This window comes from Paenibacillus sp. IHBB 10380, assembly GCF_000949425.1.
GTDB lineage: Bacteria > Bacillota > Bacilli > Paenibacillales > Paenibacillaceae > Paenibacillus_AQ.
Genome location: NZ_CP010976.1, coordinates 2525500 through 2548485, shown reverse-complemented (window position 1 = coordinate 2548485; position 22986 = coordinate 2525500). Strand labels below are relative to the sequence as shown.

Below are 22986 nucleotides of genomic sequence, written 5' to 3'. Positions count from 1 at the left end.
TATTAATATAGAACATAGGAGGAAACATGTCCTGGAGCAAATTGAAGCAACAACTAGAGAGTTTTCTCTGTCCAGCGTTATATGGAAGGGTCGAATACCGTGCAACTAGCTACCGTTATTTACCTGATAAAGCAGGAATTTGTTATATTGCGGTAGATAAAAAGAACGTACTCAATATGAGTGATATAACTACCTTAATCAGATGGTATCAAACGGAGATGGAAATTAAGAATGATTCAGATATCCAAATTCCTATCACAAATGAAGAAATTGAAGCGGTCAGAATAGATACCAAGGGGACAGTTCCGGAGGATCGTCTAAAAGTTATTGCAAGAAGTAGAAAAATATCAGAATATGCTAAGGAGCTTGTGTCAGCACAGACATCATTAAGTAAATCCAATTTTATCGTTGTAGCTACTAAGTTTTTATCTATTTCGATAGAAGAAAGCTTAGAGAGCAATGATATTTTATTGAATATTCTAGCTTTGGTGGACAGACGAGTTGGTAAAAAGCGAATTTTAAACATGACCGAGAAGATGAAGTTAAAGCATCCAATTGTGCAGTATTTTTATGAACTACGGCTTAGTACGTTATGAAAATAAATAACTCCTTCACCTCCAATCGGGAGATTTTTTCACGAGACCATACGCTTGCTGACAGCTTTGTGTAGGTGGTGAGGTGTATAATGATGTAGAAGTATTGTAGGATAAAGGGATTTTATGTTGGATTGTGGAATAAGTCTAAAGAACTACTTAGTTAAATATTTCCTATTAAGGAGGGTTCATAAAAGTTTGGCTTCTCCGGCCTTTATAGTAATCTCGGATGTAGAAAATTTCTTTAGCGAAAGCAGTGGAATTTTAGAATAGAGGTCTCCAAAGATACCTCTATAATCCGGAAAGACTTGATCTAAGACGGCTTGGAATTGCAACTTTGCTTGAACATACATATCCGTGATGGACTCAAATTGCCTTGTTAGAAGACGAAGATTCAAGAGTTGAATGCCGCTCTGTTTGTGAACCTCGAACTCTTCTTTGTAATACAGTTCACAGAGCTGGTAGGCATCCACTGCGTCTGTTTTCACCTTACGTAGACTAGATTTCTTCGCTTTTACCTTTTGAGATATCCAGACCAATAACTGGATTCATATGATTCTCATCCTCTCTGATTGTATGGTTGCCGGTAACCCCTATGACATCTATTGCAGTTCCACAGCATCGCACGTGATGCGAGATCTAGGTCTCAACCAGCCAAAACATGGTTTCTACAAGTAAGGGGCGAACAGTTTTAGCGACGGGATGTTATCCCAGGGATACGATCGATCAACCCCGGCTACCGTTATTAGACCCACTTAATATTATGAGGTTAACCAGTAAAAACTGGCTAACCTCATAATACGACGGGACACGATAGTGCAATGAGAACAGGCTGCCAGCATCATCGGCGGCAGGAATGGTTGGACTACATTCAGTTATAATAATGATATACAAGCCATAAGGAATTTGTTGTTATCGGAGAAGGCGAGGTATTGAATTGAAGAATAGTATAATTGAATACTGTTTAAAGAAGAAAGGAGCGACTAAGAATTATCCCTTCGGACCCGATCCATTGGTGATCAAAATTGCAGGTAAAATGTTCGCGCTTATTTTTGAGAACAAAGGGGATTATTCTTACTTAAACCTAAAATGTGACCCGGTGATTGCGGAAAATTTGAGAGAGCAACATGAGAACATTCGACCAGGGTACCACATGAACAAAAAACACTGGAATACGATTACAATGGATGGTTCCTTGCCAGAGTCGGATGTCTTTGTATTGATTGACCACTCTTACGATATGGTTGTCAAAAATCTTCCTAAGAGCCTCCGAGAATCTATACCGGAAATGAACTAACTGATTAATGGTGTAACAACCGATCAGGACGGCAACATTTCAACGAAAATAAACGCCAAGCCGGTAATGATTCATGGCTTGGCGTTTATTTATACTATAAAGGACAGTAGCATTTATCATCTTGAGGTTATGGACAAGACCGATGTAAGTCTCTTCAATCACTCGATGCTTAGATAAATAATCTAACTATCCCCTTGCCTGTCACGGATGCGTTAATTAAGAACTGTTGTCATTTTGTTTATATTGTAGGCGCGAGCCATTTTATTATTAATGTTATATAATCAAAACAATACTGATTAATTATTAGTGTATCTTAGCACTTATCAAATCAGCGTAAGCTATTTGATATAACTTCCTGTTATCATAAGGATTTTGACGAAAATCATCGAATTACTTATGCAAGAAAAGAGACGATAAACGTACCGTGAACCGGGGTTTTCATAAGTGAATAGGCTTACCTACGGAATTAACGAGAAAAATATCCCCTCATTTTTCAATTTAAATGATCAGAAAAATCGAGCAAACATTACTTAATGTAACACAAATAACGCAGTCCTTCGAGGACAGCGTTCATCCTTTCGCTTTCCTTGGGAAGCTGCTCTTCACATCAGTTACGTTAGAGCAGGATTCCATGGTGGGGAAGTGACATCACTATTCGCGATAGGTGCCACATTTAGGGAATTCACTAGTAGGAATTCTTCAGCTATAAGCACCTTTTCTGGCTGCATTAAGAAAGAGTGAATGTTAAATCTTTGATTTATATTTGCCACTGTGGATGAAATGGACTTTAACTTCGACATCATGCAAAGAATCTTTTGTTAACAGGAATGCATCTTTCTTCCCTTGATGTAGTTCATGCCATCTATGAGGATTGGATCGATAAAGGGAGTCCTCCAAATTTAACACGTCACTTTTAATAGTCAGACCCTTAGTAAAGGTATTTCTGATTTGTGAGACGAGAACTTTAGCTGTTTCCTTTTCTAAATTGGGCTCAGATATAGATTCAATCAATTCATCCAGATATGCTCGTACAGTAATTTTAACGTCATAGTGTACTTTTCCGTCTTCGATTATCGGAGTTATGGCATTGTGGGGATTGATTAATACCACAGTTGCCACGGGATCACCTGTATCTGGAACATTTGTGAGTGTTCGTTCTAGATCTCGGTCCAGCCAGCGAGAACCCTTCAGATCTTCAACTGATAGCCATCCTGCTAATTTGTGATTATTTAACATATATGCCCCATTTATTTTGAGCATCGATTTCTTCTTCTCATCTTCTAGCCACGTTTCATTGTCAATTGCAAGGGATGGCAGCATACAAGACCCACCACCTTCGTTTGAATCCGCAATAACTTCATACCCATAGACGGGTTTAATAAAAGATAACTGAGAGTAAACTTGTTCCGGTGTGCTCAAAATGGACTCGATCGGAGAGTAATTTAGCAAGGATTTCTGTGCAAATATTTTGGTTATAGGCTCTTTCGTACCATACATTAGAATGTTATATCTTATTTCTCGATAGCGATTGACTGCAGAATAGATATTTTGAATTTTAGTTTGCTTCAACAAATTTTCGCTATAGATAATGGTTCTGACGTGGCCCCATAACACTCTTTCTTGCGAGGTGGCATAGAGCGAACTCATGGATTCAGTAACCGTCTTACCTTCCCCTTGTCCAATCCACGCAGGCACAACTTTCCCTATTTCCAGCGCATCGTTCTTCGCAATATTGGAGAAATTGAGAACCTGTGCATAAGCTTTATACTTTCCGTCAACATAGTCAAAACCCAGAGCAGTGACATAAGCTATGTTCTGAATTTCTTTAGAATCCCAGCAACCTGATAATAGTGCCAGGGAAATAACAATGCCGAAGAGCCTTCTTAGTGATATCATGTTGGATCTTCCCCTTGATGATCAGAGTCTATGGTTTTTAAATCTTGTGGTCTGTGGATTATTTTGATCCAAGGCAAACGTATTAGAGTCTTGGCTATATCTTTAAAAATAGGAGGTGAAAGGGGGGATAGGTAAGGGATTCCGAATGTTTGCAACCTTGACATATAAATAACGAGAAGGATCACTCCCATGACCAGACCATACATCCCCAGAAAAGAAGACATCATAAATAATCCAAGTCTCACAATACTAACAACTGAACTTAGGGTCTGATTAACCAATGTCACCCCACATACAGCGGTAACCGCTCCAACAACGACGACAGAGGGAGATACTAGACCTGCACGAATAGAAGCATCTCCTATGATTAGCCCACCAATGACCGTTAAGGTCTGTCCAATTGAACTCGGTAATCGGACCCCAGCTTCACGAAAGATCTCAAGGAGAATGATAAGTAAGAACATTTCCACTGGTGATGAGAATGGAAGTCCAAACCTTGAACTAGAAATAGTCGCCATTAAAGAGTAGGGAATCTGATCCGGGTGATATGCAGTTAATGCTACCCATAGTCCTGGAAGTATAATAGATAATAAGAAACTTAACGCACGAATGAGTCGAACAAATGAAACATAATAATAACTAAAATGTAGATCCTCGGGTGATTTCAAGAGTAAAGTGAATGTTCCCGGTCCAATCAGTACCATCGGACTCCCATCAATAATGATGACAAATCTTCCATTCAGTAAACAATTAACCGCGAAGTCCGGACGACCCGTGAAATCAAGTAATGGAAAAAGAGAGTACTTTGAATCGGTTAGGATCTCCTCTAGATGACCGACACCCGCGATGCCATCCACATCAATCTTATCTAATCTTCGCTTAATTTCCGCCAGAATCTTAGGAGAAATGATATCTTGAAAATAGAGTAAACCTACCTTCGTTTTGGTTCTTTTGCCTAGAATTAATTTATCATAACAAAGTGATTTACTGCGAATTCGTTTGCGAATGAGCGCAACATTAACAACAATACTCTCTACAAAACCATCCTTAGGACCTTTAATAGAAATTTCCGTGCTTGATTCTTCGGGCGTTCTACCGGGAATCTGACTGATGTTCACGGTTAAGAATGTATTGAGTTGTGGAAAAAAAAGCACAAGAGAACCCTCAAATATGACCTCATAGAGGGTCTCTTCAGAAGCCTTATTCTGAAGAGGTTCAAGTTGTAAAGATCCAAACATTAACCCATTATGAAGAACGAATTCTTCATTCTCTCGATACAATGCGTGAAGTTCAGGCAATACGGTACGGCTTATTAGGCTAGAGTCTATCGTTCCATCACTATATATTAGGACCACTGTTGAAGATGGAGACTCATCGTATTGATGAACGAAAATGTGTATATCGTCTGATTGCTTGAACATGTCTTTTAGTGTTTGAGGAGTCCAGTGTACTTCCGTTTCTTCGACCGAATGATTGTTCAAGTGGAACCCTCCTTTGTCGGTTTAGTGAATATAGAAATATACAGAAAAAATAAAGTGAGTAACACGCTTATACATAAGGTCGCAGGAACATATAGTTCGTACGCCCATAGATAGAAATCATTTTGACTAATAGGTAACAAAGACAAAAGAATGTAACTTGTCGCAATGAGCAGAAGAAATCGAGTCCTCATAACTTGATTCTTAAAGGGTAGTAAATCCGCAAGTAGATACTGTACAAGACTTATTCGAATCGTTGCCCCGGCTAACCATTGAAACACAGATAAAAAGTCGATATGTTCAATATATTCTCCGAGTCTCACAAGACGCCATTGTTCATAGGGGGATTGATACTGTTTAGATGCCTCTATTGGACCGAATTCAGTGATGGCTCCAATAATCGGTCCTAATGAAATAAAAGTTAAGATAGTTCCAATTAAAAGGAGTTGCCACATGCGAATCTTGGATTTTAAATGGTGTTGTAGGACTACAATAAGCAGTAACTCCGTAACACCTCCCCCAATATACACTAAGCCGTTAAATACAGGTCCCCATCCATGTTCTAACATGGGTGTCAATCGTGCGTAATCTTTCTGAGGCGTATTCGCTATACTCACAAAAATACCAAGTAGAACGACAAAAGGAAGGAGTATCCCAGAAACTATTGCAATGGAGGTAATGCCTAACTTAGCACAGTACAAGCACACAATAACTAAGACCACTACTAATACCAGCTTTGGCGTAGAGGGTAGATAGTTGGTAAAAGTCCATGTTGTTGTATGAAATACGGTTGTTCCACCAATTAAATAAAGTTGTATACAGATCGGAATGATGAGTATCCAGGCGATGATTGGATTGGTTCGCGAAATAAGCCATGGGAACAGTTTCTGTTGTCCTGACTTTCTCATAAACACTACTAGTAAGACGAACCAAGGTATGAAAATAATAAAGGACACCACGATGGAAATCCAAGAATCTCTACCTGAAGCATCGAGGAGCATAGGATTGATGATGACGTGTGTCATCAGTCCGTTACTTAACATCAGAATCATAATGGTCTGTACAATACTGATTTTTCCTATTGAAATGCCCATCCATGGATCACCTTCATTCTTATAGCATTATCTTTCTGTGATCTATAGGATTACCTCAAAATTCAATTTATATGTAATCTACAAAGAAAGAAGATAAGAAACAATCGCTTAGCTGGTCAGATTTCTCCTTGTGTAAATGGTGTTGTGATAACTTCATTATTCAGCGGATCTCCGGTGTAGGTGAAATCGTTAATATTCTGTACGATGTCATACGCATAGCGTTGTCTTTCGAATGTATAGTGGTAATTATCCAAAGCGTTGGTGACACCCAAGGAGTGGAATCTATTGGAACATATAAGTTATAATTGATTCTATAAACTTGAGAAGGATATGATAATGTCGATGAATCAATCACCTAACGGGATGAAGAAGCGATCAAGGTTGCTACTTCAACAGAAACACATTACGTTCTTATTTGTGCTATTGATGATAGGTTTAATTATTCTGGTATTTACCAAAGTTTCATTTGTATTTAAACCACTCAAAATTATATTAGCTACGGTATCCGTGCCTATTATTATAGCTACGGTAGCCTATTATTTACTGAATCCTATTGTAGATTTATTGGAACGTTATAAGGTGAAGAGAGGTTATTCCATACTATGTGTCTATGTCCTTATCATGGGTCTGGTCACGATTCTAGTTGTTGAGATTGTTCCGATCGTGCGTGAGCAAATTATGGGCTTGATCGAGAACTTTCCCTCGTATAGTAAAGAGGCACAAGATTTATTCGAGAGTTGGTTTGGGAGTGATTTATTCTCACAAATACAGCAAAATGTCGGCTTTAACATCCTAGATTTTACTAAAGATATTTCAGCTAAAGTAGCCACATTCTTTAATAGTACATTTAAGGGAATTGGTAACGTAGTAGGAGCAGTAACAGAATTTGTACTTGCTTTTATTATTGCACCGTTTATTCTAGTATATTTACTGAAAGATGGTAAGAAATTACCTGATTTCATATTACACTTTCTTCCCGTGAAATATCGTTCGCGCACCCATAAAGTGATGACCGAAATGAGCCATCAGATCAGTTCATATATCCGTGGACAGATTATTGTAAGCTTCTGTATCGGAATACTTCTCTATATTGGATACCTTATAATTGGGCTTGATTATTCTGTCGTTCTTGCAATCATTGCAGCTTGTACTAGCATGGTTCCTTACTTGGGACCTACGATTGCTATTGCACCTGCGATTATTGTTGCACTAGTAACTTCACCATTTATGCTAGTTAAGATGATTATTGTGTGGACTATCGTTCAGCTTATTGAAGGAAAGTTTATCTCTCCGCAGATTATGGGGAAGACATTGAAAATTCATCCGATTACCATTATTTTTGTGATCTTAGTTTCTGGTAAAATTTTTGGATTGGTTGGAATCATATTAGCGGTTCCCGGCTATGCGATACTTAAAGTACTTGTCATGAACATCTTCCAATGGTTCAAAGAATCGTCGGAATTGTATGAATCTGATCCTGACGTTATAGTGGACGAAGTGAAGACTGAAGAAATCGTCATGAAAGAGTCTTGAGAAGATAGCATCAACCATCAAGGAAAGATCCTCTGGTGGTTTTTTTGTACACTTAAAAAGAGGGCTATCTTAGATGATAGACTACACTGATACGATAATATTTTGTTTGTAGAGTATTAATTGACCGTATATCAATTTATTCGTATAATTGTAATTATATAGAATAAAATACTAAATTAGGCTCAATTTATTGAGATCAATTTTCTGTTATAGGGGTGATGGAATGAGTCCTGCAACCACGATTCGAGCAGAAATTATAAATCATATAGCAAGTTTTGGACATACATTCAGTAGTTTTGGACTAGCTTCAGGGATTAATAAGGGTGTGATCAGTGCAATTCTTAACAATAATCCACCGAAGCCCATCTCCGTGCGGCAGATAGATCTAATTACGAAGGCTCTTGGTTATGCCGAGGGAGCTCTGTATGACTTGTATGTTGGAGAATGTTTCGTCAATGAGAAACCGAATGGTAGAAGGATTAGCTCTTTTCTAATTCGCTGTGCGGAGCTTGGCAAAGAGGACACGATTGCTAATGTATTATCTAGGTTAATGGAGAACCTTACCTATGTAACGTTAATTTTCTCTATCGCTGAGCAGTTGTACACTAGTGGGAAGACCCAAGAATCTATTATATTCTATAAATGTGTCTCGGAGCATGAGAAGTATCAACATTCTGAGAGGCTAGCGATTAGCCAATATCGCATATTTAGAGCTTCTCTTGGGCTTGATGCAGAGCTTAATATGGAGGTCACACTTCAGTTTATTGCTTATCGTAAGAGACTACCCGAGAATTACCAGTTAGATGCTTTGTATAAAATATTGAATATTTATTACTCTATGAATAAATGGGAGAAAATCGAGTATTATGCGGATGAACTAATCGTTCTCTCTAACATCGTTTTACAGAGTGAGAAAAGTAGACGTTTAGGAAAGAGGCCCTATGAGAGGTTAAATACAGAAAAGCCGTTGGTGGGTTATTACGGTTACGGTTATTTGATGAAGGGATCAGCGTTAGAACATCTAGGACGCTACGAGGAAGCCATGAAGTATGTGGCTGCATATGCGGACTTAAGTTGGGTAGAAGTATCAGATCAACAAGGACAACTATTAGTGGAGAAATTCCGTGTGTGGGCGATAGCCAACACGTACACGTTAAAGATTCTTATGGGTAATGTTAGTATTCTTCCGGAATATACACAACTGTTGCAGGATCATTCGCAAGAGGTTCTGCCTGGTCTTCTAACCATTATGGAATCGGCGAACCAACATGGCTTCTCTGTAGACGATATTCTGGAGCAGTTTAACGACGCTATTCAAGAGTATGAGAAGGATCCTTTCTCAGACTTAAGCAATGGTTATACTGATGTATCTAATAGGATACGATGTGCAAATCTTTGTTATCAAATTGCACTATATCAATTTGGTAATAAAAGATACAGAGAAGGGATAAGAAGTTCTTTACAAAGTTTTACAATTTATGCTAATATAAATAAAAAAGGAGGAATAATAGCTTCTATGTCATTGTTTGACAATTACAGGAGGTTAGCCTCTAAAGAAGAGCTAGAAGAGTATAACAGAATTATAAAAGGAGGATGTAATTATGAAAACTTTGGTGGCTTCGTTAATTCTAGTAATTAGTTTAAGTGGCGTTATTTCGATTGGACAATTTGGAGGAACTCATACTGTACAACCTAGTGGCTCTCATACGTTTGAAGTATTAGATCATGGTGCTGGACACGGATTATAATACTTCTTACTGTTACATAATTAAATATCCAAAAAGCCGTTCGGAATTCTTTCGACGGCTCTTTTTATGCGGTTATAGAAGGGAGAACAGCATAGTATGGGTGGTACAATAATTAAAAAAATCTATAAACGAAAAAGTAACAATTTGGTAACTTATATTAATATTTAGTTGAAAAAAGGAGGGGAAACTATTGAATCCAATCACAATATACAAATTGATAGAGAGTAAGCGAAGTGAATTAAATACTCTAGCAAGTATATATGGTGTTAGAGATCAGCGAATCTTGGTAAAGTCGGTACAACTTGATCGAATAATAAACGTATACATGAAGAAATTCCAAAAGGAAAAGATTGAATATATAAACAATCAAAACGATAAAATGACAAATTCAAGTCGAACTAAAGAGCTTATAGGGATGTTATGAACCATAAACTAAACAACGGCATCGTCTCCATAATTAAGAAACGATACCGTCATGGTTTATCTATTTATTGGTACTGTGCTTCTTGTTGGATAATTTGTCACTTGGGGTTCCTTTGCCTTGATGTTCCTTATTACGTTCCTCTTTAGCCTGCGTATCATGTAACTTCTTTACGAATTCATGTGTACTATCCATGGGTTCTAGCCTCCTCATATTTACTATTCATACTATCTCCATCAATGGCCTAATTCATGAGTCTTGAATGGTCATCAGCCATAAATATTAGGACCATTATGTGACACGCCGCATAAAAAGAATCACTTCTTTCCAGTGGCCGGAATCCAATTCACTGATCTGTACCCCTGGTTCTCCCCATGTATGAATAAACTTCCCTTCTCCCATATAAATTCCCACATGACCTGGAATGTTGTTATTTTTGAAGCGGTTAGGAACGGTGAAAAATATTAAATCCCCAGGGCTTAGGTTGTCCCGTGTGATTGAAGTTCCTTCTTTTCCTTGGTCTCTAGCCAGTCTAGGCAAGTCTTTATTGAATTTTTTGAATACATGTCGAGTGAATGAGGAGCAATCAAAGGTCTTGGATTGTTCATACGGTTCCGCTCCAAATTCATAGGGGACTCCCAAGAATGTTTTGGCATATGCAATAAGTTCACTCATATCCCCTGATGTGCTAGCAATCGTTAAGGATTTCTGTTGGATTTTACTCGGTGAGGCCACATCATGAAGAGGTGAAATTTCTATCTGGTGATATCTTTGGTTCCATTTAACATCCGTATGAAGCAATTGCGAGAGGGACTCGGGTGTAACATATAAATGTCCTTTCCAACGGATAGGTACTTCTTTCAATTGGATGCTTGTCCCTAATGAGGAGGCCTTTTTTTGTCCAAGGGTGGCCTGATACATGGGATCGGTATAACCCATTTGTACAGCGTTCCCAGAATCCTTGATACGAAGACCGAGTGATTGAGCGGCATGCTGTAACGGTATCCAAGTTTTTCCTGAATAATCAGTGTATAGGACTTGATCGGTAAACGTTCCTGCGGCATTTGCAGAAGGGGTGGTGTCTTGTTTCTTAGTAGTCTTACTACAAGAGATACATAGTAGCAGAATGATACAAGTAACTACTATTAGGGGGCGTTTCTTTAGGTATTGGGTTGGCTTCAGCATGTTTACGAACACTCCATTACTATTATAGTGCAACCTCGATTATAGAATGAAGAGCTACTCCATTCACTCATCAAATTGAGGGAGCTTTTAAGTTAATGTGTCTAATCATGCAGATTTTTATTACTAAATCAGATAAAAAAGTGTGATTGCTCTACAAATATTCAATACTCTAAGGGTTTACAATTGACAATACTGAGTATAATAGTATAATTAAATTTGTTGTTTTATTGATAATGAATATCGTTATTGATTGAGACTCACTAACACTACACTTCAGGAAGAGTAAGGAAGAACTATGAAAAAGAGATATTTGCTTATTACACTTGTTGTTTTTTCATTTATTTCGATCTTCATTGGGGTCAAAGACATTTCTCCAATGGAAATCTTCCATTTAACAGAAGACCAGATTCAAACGTTGGTCATTAGTCGAGTTCCTCGTCTAATCAGTATTATCATAGCTGGAATGAGTATGAGTATTGTCGGATTAATTATGCAACAATTGACCCGTAATAAGTTTGTTTCGCCAACCACAGCAGGAACGATGGATTCCGCAAGGTTCGGAATTCTAGTCGCCATGATGGTGTTCTCTAATGCTACATCGATCCAAAAAATGTTAGTCGCATTTGTATTTGCACTTCTAGGTACATTTATCTTTATGAAGATTCTTGACAAGGTGAAATATAAAGATGCTATTTTTATCCCGCTGGTAGGTATTATGTTCGGGAATGTAGTGGGCTCGATCACGACATTTTTTGCCTATAAGAATGATCTCATTCAGAATATGGCTTCATGGTTGCAGGGGGATTTCTCAGTGATCTTGAAGGGCCGATATGAAATGTTATATATCAGTATTCCGCTCGTCATTATTGCTTACATATTTGCTAATCGGTTCACTATTGCCGGTATGGGTGAGGATTTCGCTAAGAATTTAGGTTTAAATTATAAGCAAGTCGTAAATATAGGGCTTGTCATTGTAGCGGCTGTGTCCTCAATCGTTATACTAACGGTCGGCATGATTCCCTTCTTGGGGCTGATTGTTCCGAATATTGTAACGATCTATCAAGGAGACAATCTGAAAAAGAGTCTCTCACATACCGCGTTATTAGGTGCGGTATTCCTTCTATTCTGTGACATCCTAGGTCGACTTATTATATATCCCTATGAAATATCCATTGGTCTGACTGTTGGCGTTATAGGAAGCGGGATCTTTATTTACTTACTTATGAGAAGAAAGGCATATGCATAATGAAGGTTAAGCTTAGTTTTTTATTCGTTATTGTGATAGCACTTATTGCGTTATTCCTTTTGTATGACGTGGGTGGTCACTGGGATTATGTTCTTCCAAGGAGAGGGAAGAAGATTCTAGCTATGGTTCTTACAGGTGGCGCAATTGCCTTCTCTACTATTGTGTTTCAGACGATTACGAACAATCGTATATTGACACCTAGCATTCTAGGTTTGGATTCGTTATATATGTTGTTTCAGACCTTTGTCATTTATGCTTTTGGATCCTCCCATCTAACATCAGCGGACCGGAATATTAATTTTATGATCTCAGTATTGTTAATGGTGGGGTTCTCAGGTGTGTTCTACAAGATTCTATTCCGCAAAGAAGGTCACAGAAATATTTACTTTCTGTTATTGATTGGTATGATACTCGGGACATTCTTTGGAAGTGTCTCTTCCTTTATGGAGGTGCTCATTGATCCTAATGAATTTATGATGCTGCAGGACAAAATGTTCGCTAGCTTCAACAACATCAATTCAGATTTGTTAATCATATCGATCATTGCGGTCATTGGCGTTACTGTGTATTTCTTGCAATTCATTAAGTATCTAGATGTCATTTCGTTAGGACGAGATCAGGCTGTCAATCTAGGTGTGAATTACGATTATGTTGTCAAAAGATTGCTTGTTGTCGTAGCCATACTGATGTCTATCGCAACGGCATTAGTCGGTCCGATTACTTTCTTAGGACTTCTGGTAGTCAATGTGGCTCATCAATTTCTCAAAACATATCAACATAAGTACTTGATCTTTGGTTCTATATTAATTAGCATCATCGCACTAATCGGAGGACAGTTCATTGTTGAGAAGGTATTTACATTCTCCACCACGTTAAGTGTCATTATCAACTTTATTGGGGGAGCATACTTTATATATCTTCTGTTAAAGGAGAATAAGTCGTGATAGAGGTAAGAAATGTTTCTAAAAAGTATGCAGATAAACGGGTCGTCGATGAAGTTTCCCTCCAAATTAACAAGGGGACCATTACTTCTTTTATCGGACCTAACGGTGCAGGGAAAAGTACGCTTTTATCGATGATCAGTCGCCTCATAAGCAAGGATCAAGGGGAGATATATATTGAGGGGCAGGAAATCAGCAAGGTTAAGAGTAATGATCTGGCTAAGCAAATTTCCATTCTGAAACAGTCGAACCATATTAATATCCGATTGACCATAAAGGAACTAGTGTGCTTTGGGAGGTTTCCATATTCGCAAGGTAAGCTGACCACAGAAGATTGGAAGTATGTGAATGATGCCATTCAATACATGAATCTTGAAGATATTCAGGATAAATACTTAGATCAATTAAGTGGGGGACAGAACCAACGAGCTTATATCGCCATGGTCATCGCACAGGACACAGATTATATTTTGTTAGATGAACCACTTAATAATCTAGATATGAAGCACTCCGTTCAGATTATGAAGGTACTAAGACGCATGGTTGATGAACTGGGTAAAACGGTCATTATTGTTATTCATGATATTAATTTTGCTTCTGTCTATTCTGATTATATTGTTGCCCTCAAAGATGGGCGAATCGTTAAAGAGGGTGCTACAAATGACATCATCGATCCCACAGTTCTCCAGGATGTGTATGGAATGGATATTCATATTGAGAAAATAAAAGAAAATAAAATATGTGTTTATTTTGCTTAAGGGTTGACTCTAATTTGGGAAATTATGATGTGCGTATGCCATATGTAAAGGCGCCAGTGTGGTATAAACAGCATCAATGATTTTAATAGTATTACAAAAAAAGCTAGGAGTGATTGAATTGAAAAAAAGTGTACTCATGATCATAATGACTGTAATGGTGGCTGTAGTAGTGGCTGCATGCGGTTCGAATAATAACAAAGAAGCAAAGACAGAACCAGCAGCAAGTACAAATGGAGCAACTCCTTCAGTGGAGAGTAAAGAATTGACGATCAAGCATCAATTAGGTGATACTAAAGTGCAGACAAACCCTAAGAAAGTGGTTGTGTTTGACTTCGGAGTACTGGATTCACTAGATAAGTTGGGTGTTGAAGTAACTGGCGTACCGCAAGCCAACATTCCACCGTACCTTGCGAAATTTGAAGATGCAAAATATGCTAACGTAGGTAGTTTGAAAGAGCCTGATTTCGAAAAAATTAATGCACTTGATCCTGATCTTATCATCATTTCAGGAAGACAAAGTGATGCTTACGAAGAGTTGAATAAGATCGCTCCAACGATTTTCTTAGGCGTAGACAACACGAAATTAGTAGAGTCTTTCAAAGAGAATATGAATACGCTAGGTCAAATCTTTGATAAACAATCACAGATTGACGAAGAGTTAGCTAAGATTGATGCATCGATTAAAGAAATTCATGATAAAGCAGCAGCAAGTGGTAAGAATGGACTTATCGTACTTGCTAATGAAGGTAAACTAAGTGCATATGGACCAAGTTCAAGATTTGGAATCATTCATGATGTATTAGGATTTAAACCAGCAGATGCTAAGATTAAAGTATCTACGCATGGAGATACTGTCACTTCAGAGTTTATTGTAGAGAAGAATCCAGATTATTTGTTTGTAGTAGATCGGGGAAGTGTTGTAGCTACTGAAGGTGCAGAATCTACCTCTGCTAAGGATACTGTTGAGAACGAATTAGTGAAGAATACGAATGCATACAAAGAAGGACATATTGTCTACCTTGATCCTAACTACTGGTATCTATCCGGTGGTGGTCTTGTATCGATGGTAGAAATGATCAACGAAATTGGTAAAGCGATTCAATAAGAATCTGCTACTTCTCTTAAACTGCCGAGATGATGTTCTCGGCAGTTTTTTTACCATTGGAAACTATAGATTTGACACGGCTTATTTTGTTTGACGTCCACAATATAAAAGATTAGAATTTAATTAAGCTCAAGAGCTCGGTAATTAGCCTAATTCTCAAGGATAGAATAACAATCTTTCTTCGAAACCGGTGTCGTATATAATAAGGAGTGGTTCGTAAATGATACAAGTCCAAATGATTGTAATGGATAAGGATTTGGGAGAATGCTCAAGTGATAAGGGAAGCATTTCTTTTCTGCATCGGGGTTTAGGAGAAATGGTGGATGTTGAGCTAGATCCACATAAGACATTTCGGACTACATTATGGTAGTTTTCATTATCTATATGTTTATTCCAATAGTCATCCTTCTATTATTTTGCGGCTTCGTAAGGGTTATATTCAAGAGTAAACAATTGGCGAAGCACAATGAGTATCTCATCAACTATGATCCACTGACAGGGTTATATAATTACTATGGGTTTATCACAAAAGTTCAGCAGATTATCGGAATGAACAGGGGATTTCGGCTTGTTTTAATTGATATTAATAATTTTAGGTCCGTGGATTTCGAAGAGATCTTAGTCAAATGCTCACTTATCCTGCAGGAACATTTCCCAAATCATCTAGCAGCTTCTCGATATGCAGGAGGCCGCTTTGCTCTCATTCTGCCGGGCACAGAGAGAATGGATGAACTACAGATATTCGAGAAAATAGGTATTCAGGTCACGTGTAGCACCACTCACTTCCCAGAGGAAGGCACCACCTTCCAGAAACTGCTGCTAACAGCGGAAGATCGAATCTATAATGTAAGACGAGAGTATCGGCTCAAACGACAGGAAGAACTATTGCGTTCAGATAAGATGAAGACACTAGGGGAATTAGCGGCGGGCATGGCACACGAAATTCGTAATCCGTTAACATCGATCCAAGGATTTATCCAGTTATCGAAAAAAACAGGATATAATATTCAACCCTGGTATGATGTAATTATGGAAGAAATCGCAAGAGTAAGTGAACTGACCGTAGAGTTCCTGCAATTCTCGAAACCACATGAGACGAATATAAAGAATGACATATTGGCAATCTGTATGGCTAGGGTGTATTCTCTGTGTGAATCCGAGGCTACATCGTATGGACACATCATTGAAATGGACATATCAGATCAGAATATTATGGTATTGATGGATCGCGATAAGATCATACAGGTATTAATCAATCTGGTTCGTAACGCTATTCAGGCTATGAAACAAGCAGGTTATGTACACTTTGTACTCAGCAGAGAAGGAGATAGGGCCTTAATCCAGATCTGTGATAATGGAAAAGGAATACCAACAAGTGAAATCAACAAAATATTTGATCCATTTTATACAACCAAGGAAGATGGAACGGGTCTAGGATTGTCGTTATGCCAAAAGATTATCGAAGATCATCATGGTCATATCACAGTAGTAAGTGAAGTTGGTGTGGGTACGGTGTTTACAGTTGATTTACCGATATATCACAGTAGCATTTGATTCAATAATTCTCCAAACACGGAATTACGGAATTGAGTACTCATTTCCCTCCCTGTCAAGTGATCCTTCCGGATTACCCCCTAAGTCTAGACACAGGCTCTCTTAAATCTTACGTTATCTTAATTGCTTAGATTTATAATCGAACTGCGAATCAGGATCTAATAGATCAGTAATGAAAGCGTTTATTTTTTTGTTTGACGTCCACAATATAAACGATTAGAATGCAATTAAAGAATGTGCCATAGGCTATTTGCAACAGGAGTGAATTTCAAGAATGACCACGATTTATGATATTGCCAAGAAGACGGGGTATTCGCCCACCACAGTCTCGAAAGTATTCAATAACTACACAGATGTAAGAGAACGGACTCGCCAGGCTATTTTGCAGGCAGCCAAAGAGCTTGGTTATCTGCCTAATGCTCATGCACGTACATTGACTACCAAGAAATCTTGGACCATTGGAGTATTATTTGTTGAATCCTCTGGCATGGGTATGCAACATCCTTTTTTTAGTGCAGTCATCGAGAGTTTTAAGCAAGTTGCGGTATCTAAAGGATATGCGCTGATGTTTATTTCTAAGGATGTAGGTGGAAAGCAGAGCGGGTATTTAGAGAATTGCAAAATTCGGGGTGTGGATGGAGTCGTTGTTATTTTATCTGATTATGAAGATCCTTATTTCAAAGAACTTCTGGATAGTGACATTCCCTGCGTCATTCTGGATTATGATACCTCGCAAGCTCATACTGTGTATTCAGATAATATTGAAGGTAGCCTTCTGGCAGTGAAGTATTTGCATTCACTCGGACATCGCAGAATTGCTCATATTTCAGGTGGGATGAATACATTCGCCGGCTCTAATCGCGTGCAGGGATATGAATTGGCAATGACAAGTCTAAATCTTGAGAAGAAAGAGTGTTATATCGTCCACAGTGGTTATTATTCCATTGAGAGCGGATACGCTGCGATGATGGAGCTCTTGGATTTGCAAGATCGTCCTACTGCTGTTTTTGTAGCAGGGGATCATTTAGCACTGGGGGCCATAAGGGCTGCTAAGGAGCGAGGGCTTAATATTCCTAACGACCTGTCTATCGTGGGATTTGATAATATTGAGCTATCTCAATATATTACGCCTGCTTTAACAACCATTGCACAAGATACGGTGCTTATGGGAAGTGAGGCCGCAGACATGCTGATTCGCTCTATAGATGACCCAACGCTCGATCTAGAATCATTGTTGGTACCTGTAAAATTGGTCGTTAGGGATTCATGTAGCTTGGTTATTACCGAAATGTAAGATGTATTAAAAAACCTATGGAATTCTTTTTTTTAATATTTTTCGAAACCGGTTTCGTATCTTATGGAATAAGGAGTTTTTCAAAAATGAAGAATGTCAAAATGGTCGTAACTGCAAAGGATTCGGGAGAACGTTTAAGTGAGACGGGGAGCATTTCTTTACTGCATCGAGGTTCTGGAGAAGTGGCAGATGTGGAGCTTGACCCAAGCATAACGTATCAAAATATCGTTGGTTTTGGAGGTGCATTTACGGAGGCTTCGGCGTATACCTTGTCTCGTGTCAGTGAACAGAAGCGAGCGGAGGTTATCCGTAGCTATTTCGATCCGATTGAAGGATTGGGTTATTCCATAGGGAGAGTACATATTCACAGTTGTGATTTTGCCCTAGGTAACTATACGTATGTGGAAGATAACGATACAGAGCTGTCGACTTTCGATATATCGCATGATCATCAATGGGTGCTACCGCTGATTAAGGATGCGATGAAGGTAAAAGGTGACGCATTTATCATGCTTGCTTCTCCTTGGAGTCCACCAGCTTGGATGAAAACTAATGGGGAAATGAATAACGGTGGCCAATTGAAAGAGGAATACACGCAAGTCTGGGCACGCTATTATACCAAGTTTATTGAAGCTTATGGGAAGGAAGGCGTTCCAATCTGGGGGATAACCGTACAGAATGAACCAGCTGCTGTACAAACATGGGATTCGTGTATTTACAGTGCTGAAGAAGAGCGTGATTTTATTAAAAATCACTTGGGTCCGATCATGCACCAAGAGGGCTACGAAGATGTTAAAATTCTGATCTGGGATCATAACCGCGACATTATCGTAGAGAGAGCATCGGTTGTACTGTCTGATCCAGAAGCGGCGAAATATGTGTGGGGTACAGGATTACACTGGTACGTAAGTGAGGAATTTGAGAATGTAGGTAAGGTGCATGACTTGTTCCCGGACAAACATCTGTTGTTTACAGAAGGATGTCAAGAAGGTGGCGTCAAGCTTGGTGAATGGTTCACAGGCGAAAGATACGGTAGAAACATGATTGGGGATTTGAATAACTGGACCGAAGGGTACTTAGATTGGAACATCGTTCTAGATCAGATGGGTGGACCTAACCATGTTGGTAACTATTGCGATGCCCCGATCATAGCAGATACAAAGACAGATACCATTCACTATAATAGCTCTTATTATTACATTGGACATTTCAGTAAATATATCGCTCCAGGTGCTGTACGTATTGGACAGATATCCAAAGTCGACAGTCTGCTCTCGACAGCGTTCTTGAATCCAGACGGTAGCATAGCGCTAGTTGTCATGAATGAGACGGATGAGATACAAAAGGCGACGATCGGCCTAGGAGAAGGGTTGTTGGAAGCAAAGCTACAACCGCATTCCATTATCACTTATATCATTTCTAAATAGGAGTGAATCACCATGTCTAAGTATTATTATGAGAAAAACACGTTTGTTATTGAGCAATTTGATCAAGCTAAACCGTTCTCCAGTTTCCTGCCGGGAATGGCAGGATTAAAGGGAATTCCTATGTGGACATTCTACGTCAATCGGGGACAAGGGGTATGTAGCTTCGGGATTCGAGATAAGAATTCAGCCATCATGGAATTTTCACCCGCCAGTATTACTTATAAGAACGTTGCAGCTAATGGATTTCGGACGTTTATTAAGGTGCTAGGCCAAGATGTTATCTATGAGCCGTTTCAATCGGCCCGCCCTGATGCACAGGCTTCTCGCGTGATGAGGATTTCTCCGAATGGACTCACGATCGAAGAGACACATACAGAACACGGATTGAAGACGGTGGTGAATTATTTCAATCTACCGAATGACGATTACGCTGCTTTGGTCCGTCAGGTTGAAATCGTGAATATCGGGAAGGAACCTATTCAATTAGAACTGCTAGATGGGATGCCGGAAATTCTCCCATACGGAGTAGAGAATGGTGGGTTTAAGGAGATCGGCAATCTGTTACGTAGTTGGATGGAGGTCTATAATCTAGACAATGGAATCCCGTTCTTCCACGTGCGTTCGAGTACTGGGGATGAGGCACGTGTCAGCGAAGTGACGAGTGGACATTTCTATTTATCCTTCACAGGTGAAGGACAACGGATTGCTCCGATTGTTGATTTCGAGGTCGTGTTTGGAGGCAATACCTCACTGATGTATCCGGATAACTTTGCATCTGCTACGCTTGCTGAACTTGTTCAACAGCCACAATATCCGGTTAATAAAGTGCCTTGTGGCTTCAGCGGTGTAGAACAGAATCTTGCTCCGGGAGAGCATCTAACCGTGAACACGATCATCGGTCATGTGAATGATATTGAGAGAATCAATGCCAAAGCAGATCGCTTATGCTCTGTAGACTATATTTCTCGTAAGCGAGAAGAGGCGAGTAGCTTAGTTGAAGGTTTGACGTCAGACATTGCAACGCACACGTCTTCTGAATTATTTGATGCTTACGCACGGCAGTCCTATATGGATAATTTCCTCCGTGGAGGGTATCCGTTTATTTTTGACAATGAGGGTGAAGGGTTTGTTGTACATCTGTATTCCCGTAAGCATGGAGACTTGGAGCGAGATTACAATTTCTTCTCACTGGCTCCAGAATATTACTCCCAAGGTAACGGCAATTTCCGGGACATGAATCAGAACCGTCGTAATGATGTGTTCTTCAACCCTAAGGTAGGCACGTTTAATATTAAAATGTTCTTTAGTCTGATGCAGGCAGATGGGTATAATCCACTTAGCGTGCAAGGGTGTAGCTTTAAGGTTAGGTCAGAGAATGAAAGTAAACTTGAGGAATGGCTTAGAAGTGCTGCTGCAGATCAACATGAGAAACTAATTGCACTGTGTAGCAGAAAATATACACCAGGGCAAATAATTAACTTCATTGCAGATCATGCCGTTCAGCTTCATGTAAGCGAGGAACGTTTACTAAGCGGTGTGCTGGCTCTTTCTCAGCAAAATATCGAAGCCGGTTTCGGTGAAGGGTTCTGGTCTGATCATTGGACTTATAATATGGACTTAGTGGACAGCTATCTGGACATATTCCCGGACAAGAAAGAAGAGCTTCTGTTTGCAGATGATACCTATGCTTTTTACGATAGTGCTGCTTATGTTCAGCCACGGTCTAAGAAATATGTCGTTGTTCATAACCAAGTTCGGCAGTATGATGCGCTGATCGAGGACGAGGAGAAGTTAAAACGTCTTGGACGTACAATGAAGGATACGAACTGGCTACAAACAGACGGTGGCATAGGAGAAATATATCAGACGAATCTATTCACCAAAATTGTATCTTTAGCCTTGAATAAATTCACTTCCTTAGATCCCTATGGCATGGGTCTTGAAATGGAAGCGAACAAGCCGGGGTGGAATGACGCGATGAATGGACTTCCTGCGTTGTTTGGCTCAGGTATGAGTGAGACTTTTGAATTGAAGCGTATGATTATTTTCTTGTTAGAAAGTGTGAAGAAATACGACGATAAGTTTATTCGCTTACCCGAAGAAATGGCTGAGCTGCTCGATGATGTCCATCAAGCCGTTGTACGCTATCAAGAAGAACAGCTAGATTCATTCCATTACTGGGATGTGGTCGCCTCTGCCCGTGAAGCTTATCGGGAGCGTATTCGATACGGAATTACGGGAGTAGAGCGTGAAATTTCTTTAACAGTCATTGAGGAAGAATTCTCCGATTTCTTAGTGAAACTAGACGAGGGAATTACGAGAGCCATTGAGCTAGGTGACGGAATCGTTCCTACCTATTTCCGTTTTGAAGCTACGGAGTTTGAAAGTTTAGTAGATGTGAACGGAAAACCGGATTTGAGTAGTAGTGGGCTTCAGAGAGCAAGAGTGAAGAGCTTCCAAGTTTACGCATTACCACATTTCCTAGAAGGGCCTACACGTTGGATGAAGACGTTGAACGATCCACACCAGGTCAAGGATATTTACGACCGGATTAAGAAGACCGAGATGTACGATCAGACGACCCAAATGTATCAAACATCTGTTAATCTAGATTCAGAATCACATGAAATTGGACGGATGCGTGCCTTTACACCAGGGTGGTTAGAACGAGAATCCAATTTTCTTCATATGTCTTATAAATACTTATTCGAGCTATTGAATGCAGGTCTTTATGAGCAGTACTTTGGAGAACTGAAGACAGCGCTCGTTCCTTTCTTAGATCCGGCAGTATATGGACGTAGCACGTTAGAGAATTCCTCATTTATTGCAACGGGTGGAAATCCAGATCCTGAAGTTCATGGAAGAGGTTTCGTTGCCAGATTGAGTGGATCGACAGCGGAGTTCCTCAGTATGTGGAGAAGGATGATGGCTGGGAAGAACGTATTTACAGTTAGCGATGGAGAGTTAACACTTACTCTTACTCCAGCATTACCAAGCTGGTTATTCGATGAGTCAGGTAAGGTATCCTTTACTTTCCTTGGAAGCATACAAGTGACGTACCACAATCCCCGCCGAGTAGATACATTCGGAGCCAATGCTGCAGTCATAAGGTTCTTGAAGCTGGTTAAACGTGACGGTACGATAGTTGAATGCGATGGAGCTGTCATACAAGGAATAGAGTCCGTAGCCATACGTAATGGTGAAGTAGCAGCGATAGAAATCTTCATGGAATAGAAAAGAAGAGAAGAGATAGCACAGAAGGGCCTGACGGTTAATTTTCCGTCAGGCTTTTCTTGTGAGGAGGTATATCCGAAATATGAGACCCTAAATATGAAATATGAAGCCTTATGTCTATGGGAGAAAGTAAGTACTATAAAAGAGTAATGTAAGTGTTTACAACATAGACAGCATGGAGG

General features: G+C 39.4%; 21 protein-coding genes and 1 pseudogene. 15 read left to right on the top strand and 7 right to left on the bottom strand.

Going from position 1 to position 22986, the window contains the following annotated elements; translation table 11 throughout:
• The first annotated feature begins 26 nt into the window (after positions 1 to 26).
• Positions 27 to 596: an SF0329 family protein gene (locus UB51_RS10985; protein WP_044877334.1), complete on the top strand. Its 570-nt coding sequence runs from the start codon at positions 27 to 29 to the stop codon at positions 594 to 596.
• Between the two features lie 221 nt (positions 597 to 817).
• Here UB51_RS10985 and UB51_RS10980 read toward each other — a convergent pair.
• Positions 818 to 1108 (bottom strand): annotated as a pseudogene (locus UB51_RS10980) (IS110 family transposase); the annotation flags it as partial.
• Positions 1109 to 1530: 422 nt separating this feature from the next.
• Between UB51_RS10980 and UB51_RS10975 the strand changes: the two are divergent.
• Positions 1531 to 1890 carry an MmcQ/YjbR family DNA-binding protein gene (locus UB51_RS10975; RefSeq protein WP_044877332.1) on the top strand — a complete coding sequence of 120 codons (360 nt, stop codon included), beginning with the start codon at positions 1531 to 1533 and terminating at the stop codon, positions 1888 to 1890.
• 744 nt (positions 1891 to 2634) lie between these two features.
• On the opposite strand, the gene UB51_RS10970 is transcribed toward UB51_RS10975, so the two are convergent.
• From UB51_RS10970 to UB51_RS28245, 4 genes are all read right to left on the bottom strand, one after another.
• Positions 2635 to 3786 (bottom strand): Ger(x)C family spore germination protein, encoded by a 1152-nt coding sequence (locus UB51_RS10970; protein WP_044877331.1) that lies wholly within the window; start codon positions 3784 to 3786, stop codon positions 2635 to 2637.
• On the bottom strand, positions 3783 to 5267 hold the full coding sequence (locus UB51_RS10965) for a spore germination protein (RefSeq protein WP_234405606.1): 1485 nt from the start codon (positions 5265 to 5267) through the stop codon (positions 3783 to 3785). The genes UB51_RS10970 and UB51_RS10965 overlap by 4 nt, the downstream gene beginning before the upstream one ends.
• Positions 5264 to 6358 carry an endospore germination permease gene (locus tag UB51_RS10960; RefSeq protein ID WP_044877330.1) on the bottom strand — a complete coding sequence of 365 codons (1095 nt, stop codon included), beginning with the start codon at positions 6356 to 6358 and terminating at the stop codon, positions 5264 to 5266. The genes UB51_RS10965 and UB51_RS10960 overlap by 4 nt, the downstream gene beginning before the upstream one ends.
• 116 nt (positions 6359 to 6474) lie before the next feature.
• A complete protein-coding gene (locus UB51_RS28245) occupies positions 6475 to 6612 on the bottom strand; it encodes a hypothetical protein (RefSeq protein ID WP_160297257.1) in 138 nt (45 codons plus the stop codon).
• Positions 6613 to 6700: 88 nt separating this feature from the next.
• On the opposite strand from UB51_RS28245, the gene UB51_RS10955 reads away from it, so the two are divergent.
• The 4 genes from UB51_RS10955 to UB51_RS10945 all read left to right on the top strand — a co-directional run bounded on the left by UB51_RS10955 (position 6701) and on the right by UB51_RS10945 (position 10063).
• On the top strand, positions 6701 to 7891 hold the full coding sequence (locus UB51_RS10955) for an AI-2E family transporter (RefSeq protein WP_445322376.1): 1191 nt from the start codon (positions 6701 to 6703) through the stop codon (positions 7889 to 7891).
• Positions 7892 to 8114: 223 nt separating this feature from the next.
• The gene (locus UB51_RS10950) at positions 8115 to 9530 is read left to right on the top strand and encodes a hypothetical protein (protein WP_044877328.1); all 1416 of its coding nucleotides are present in this window, start codon (positions 8115 to 8117) and stop codon (positions 9528 to 9530) included.
• Complete coding sequence (locus UB51_RS28240) at positions 9493 to 9639, top strand: hypothetical protein (protein WP_160297256.1); 147 nt, start codon at positions 9493 to 9495, stop codon at positions 9637 to 9639. The genes UB51_RS10950 and UB51_RS28240 overlap by 38 nt, the downstream gene beginning before the upstream one ends.
• Positions 9640 to 9829: 190 nt before the next feature.
• Complete coding sequence (locus UB51_RS10945; protein WP_044877327.1) at positions 9830 to 10063, top strand: aspartyl-phosphate phosphatase Spo0E family protein; 234 nt, start codon at positions 9830 to 9832, stop codon at positions 10061 to 10063.
• Positions 10064 to 10123: 60 nt separating this feature from the next.
• Here UB51_RS10945 and UB51_RS27110 read toward each other — a convergent pair whose 3' ends face one another.
• Positions 10124 to 10255, bottom strand: a complete 132-nt coding sequence (locus tag UB51_RS27110; RefSeq protein ID WP_082063108.1) for a DUF4023 domain-containing protein — start codon at positions 10253 to 10255, stop codon at positions 10124 to 10126.
• A gap of 96 nt (positions 10256 to 10351) precedes the next feature.
• Positions 10352 to 11245 carry a C40 family peptidase gene (locus UB51_RS10940; protein ID WP_044877326.1) on the bottom strand — a complete coding sequence of 298 codons (894 nt, stop codon included), beginning with the start codon at positions 11243 to 11245 and terminating at the stop codon, positions 10352 to 10354.
• Between the two features lie 295 nt (positions 11246 to 11540).
• Between UB51_RS10940 and UB51_RS10935 the strand changes: the two genes are divergently transcribed.
• From UB51_RS10935 to UB51_RS10900, 9 genes are all read left to right on the top strand, one after another.
• The gene (locus tag UB51_RS10935; protein WP_044877325.1) at positions 11541 to 12491 is read left to right on the top strand and encodes an ABC transporter permease; all 951 of its coding nucleotides are present in this window, start codon (positions 11541 to 11543) and stop codon (positions 12489 to 12491) included.
• Positions 12491 to 13435 carry an iron chelate uptake ABC transporter family permease subunit gene (locus tag UB51_RS10930; RefSeq protein ID WP_044877324.1) on the top strand — a complete coding sequence of 315 codons (945 nt, stop codon included), beginning with the start codon at positions 12491 to 12493 and terminating at the stop codon, positions 13433 to 13435. The genes UB51_RS10935 and UB51_RS10930 overlap by 1 nt, the downstream gene beginning before the upstream one ends.
• Positions 13432 to 14190, top strand: a complete 759-nt coding sequence (locus tag UB51_RS10925) for an iron ABC transporter ATP-binding protein (protein ID WP_044877323.1) — start codon at positions 13432 to 13434, stop codon at positions 14188 to 14190. Before UB51_RS10930 ends, UB51_RS10925 begins: the two co-directional genes overlap by 4 nt.
• A 118-nt stretch (positions 14191 to 14308) precedes the next feature.
• Entirely contained in the window at positions 14309 to 15295 is a 987-nt protein-coding gene (locus tag UB51_RS10920) for a siderophore ABC transporter substrate-binding protein (RefSeq protein WP_044877322.1), read from the top strand.
• Positions 15296 to 15515: 220 nt separating this feature from the next.
• Positions 15516 to 15665: a hypothetical protein gene (locus UB51_RS28235; protein ID WP_160297255.1), complete on the top strand. Its 150-nt coding sequence runs from the start codon at positions 15516 to 15518 to the stop codon at positions 15663 to 15665.
• Positions 15666 to 15748: 83 nt separating this feature from the next.
• Positions 15749 to 16849, top strand: a complete 1101-nt coding sequence (locus UB51_RS10915) for an ATP-binding protein (protein WP_052675862.1) — start codon at positions 15749 to 15751, stop codon at positions 16847 to 16849.
• 274 nt (positions 16850 to 17123) lie between these two features.
• Positions 17124 to 18143 (top strand): LacI family DNA-binding transcriptional regulator, encoded by a 1020-nt coding sequence (locus UB51_RS10910; protein ID WP_044877321.1) that lies wholly within the window; start codon positions 17124 to 17126, stop codon positions 18141 to 18143.
• Between the two features lie 86 nt (positions 18144 to 18229).
• The gene (locus UB51_RS10905) at positions 18230 to 19570 is read left to right on the top strand and encodes a glycoside hydrolase family 30 protein (RefSeq protein ID WP_044877320.1); all 1341 of its coding nucleotides are present in this window, start codon (positions 18230 to 18232) and stop codon (positions 19568 to 19570) included.
• Positions 19571 to 19582: 12 nt separating this feature from the next.
• Positions 19583 to 22804 carry a hypothetical protein gene (locus tag UB51_RS10900; RefSeq protein ID WP_044877319.1) on the top strand — a complete coding sequence of 1074 codons (3222 nt, stop codon included), beginning with the start codon at positions 19583 to 19585 and terminating at the stop codon, positions 22802 to 22804.
• Positions 22805 to 22986: the final 182 nt, after the last annotated feature.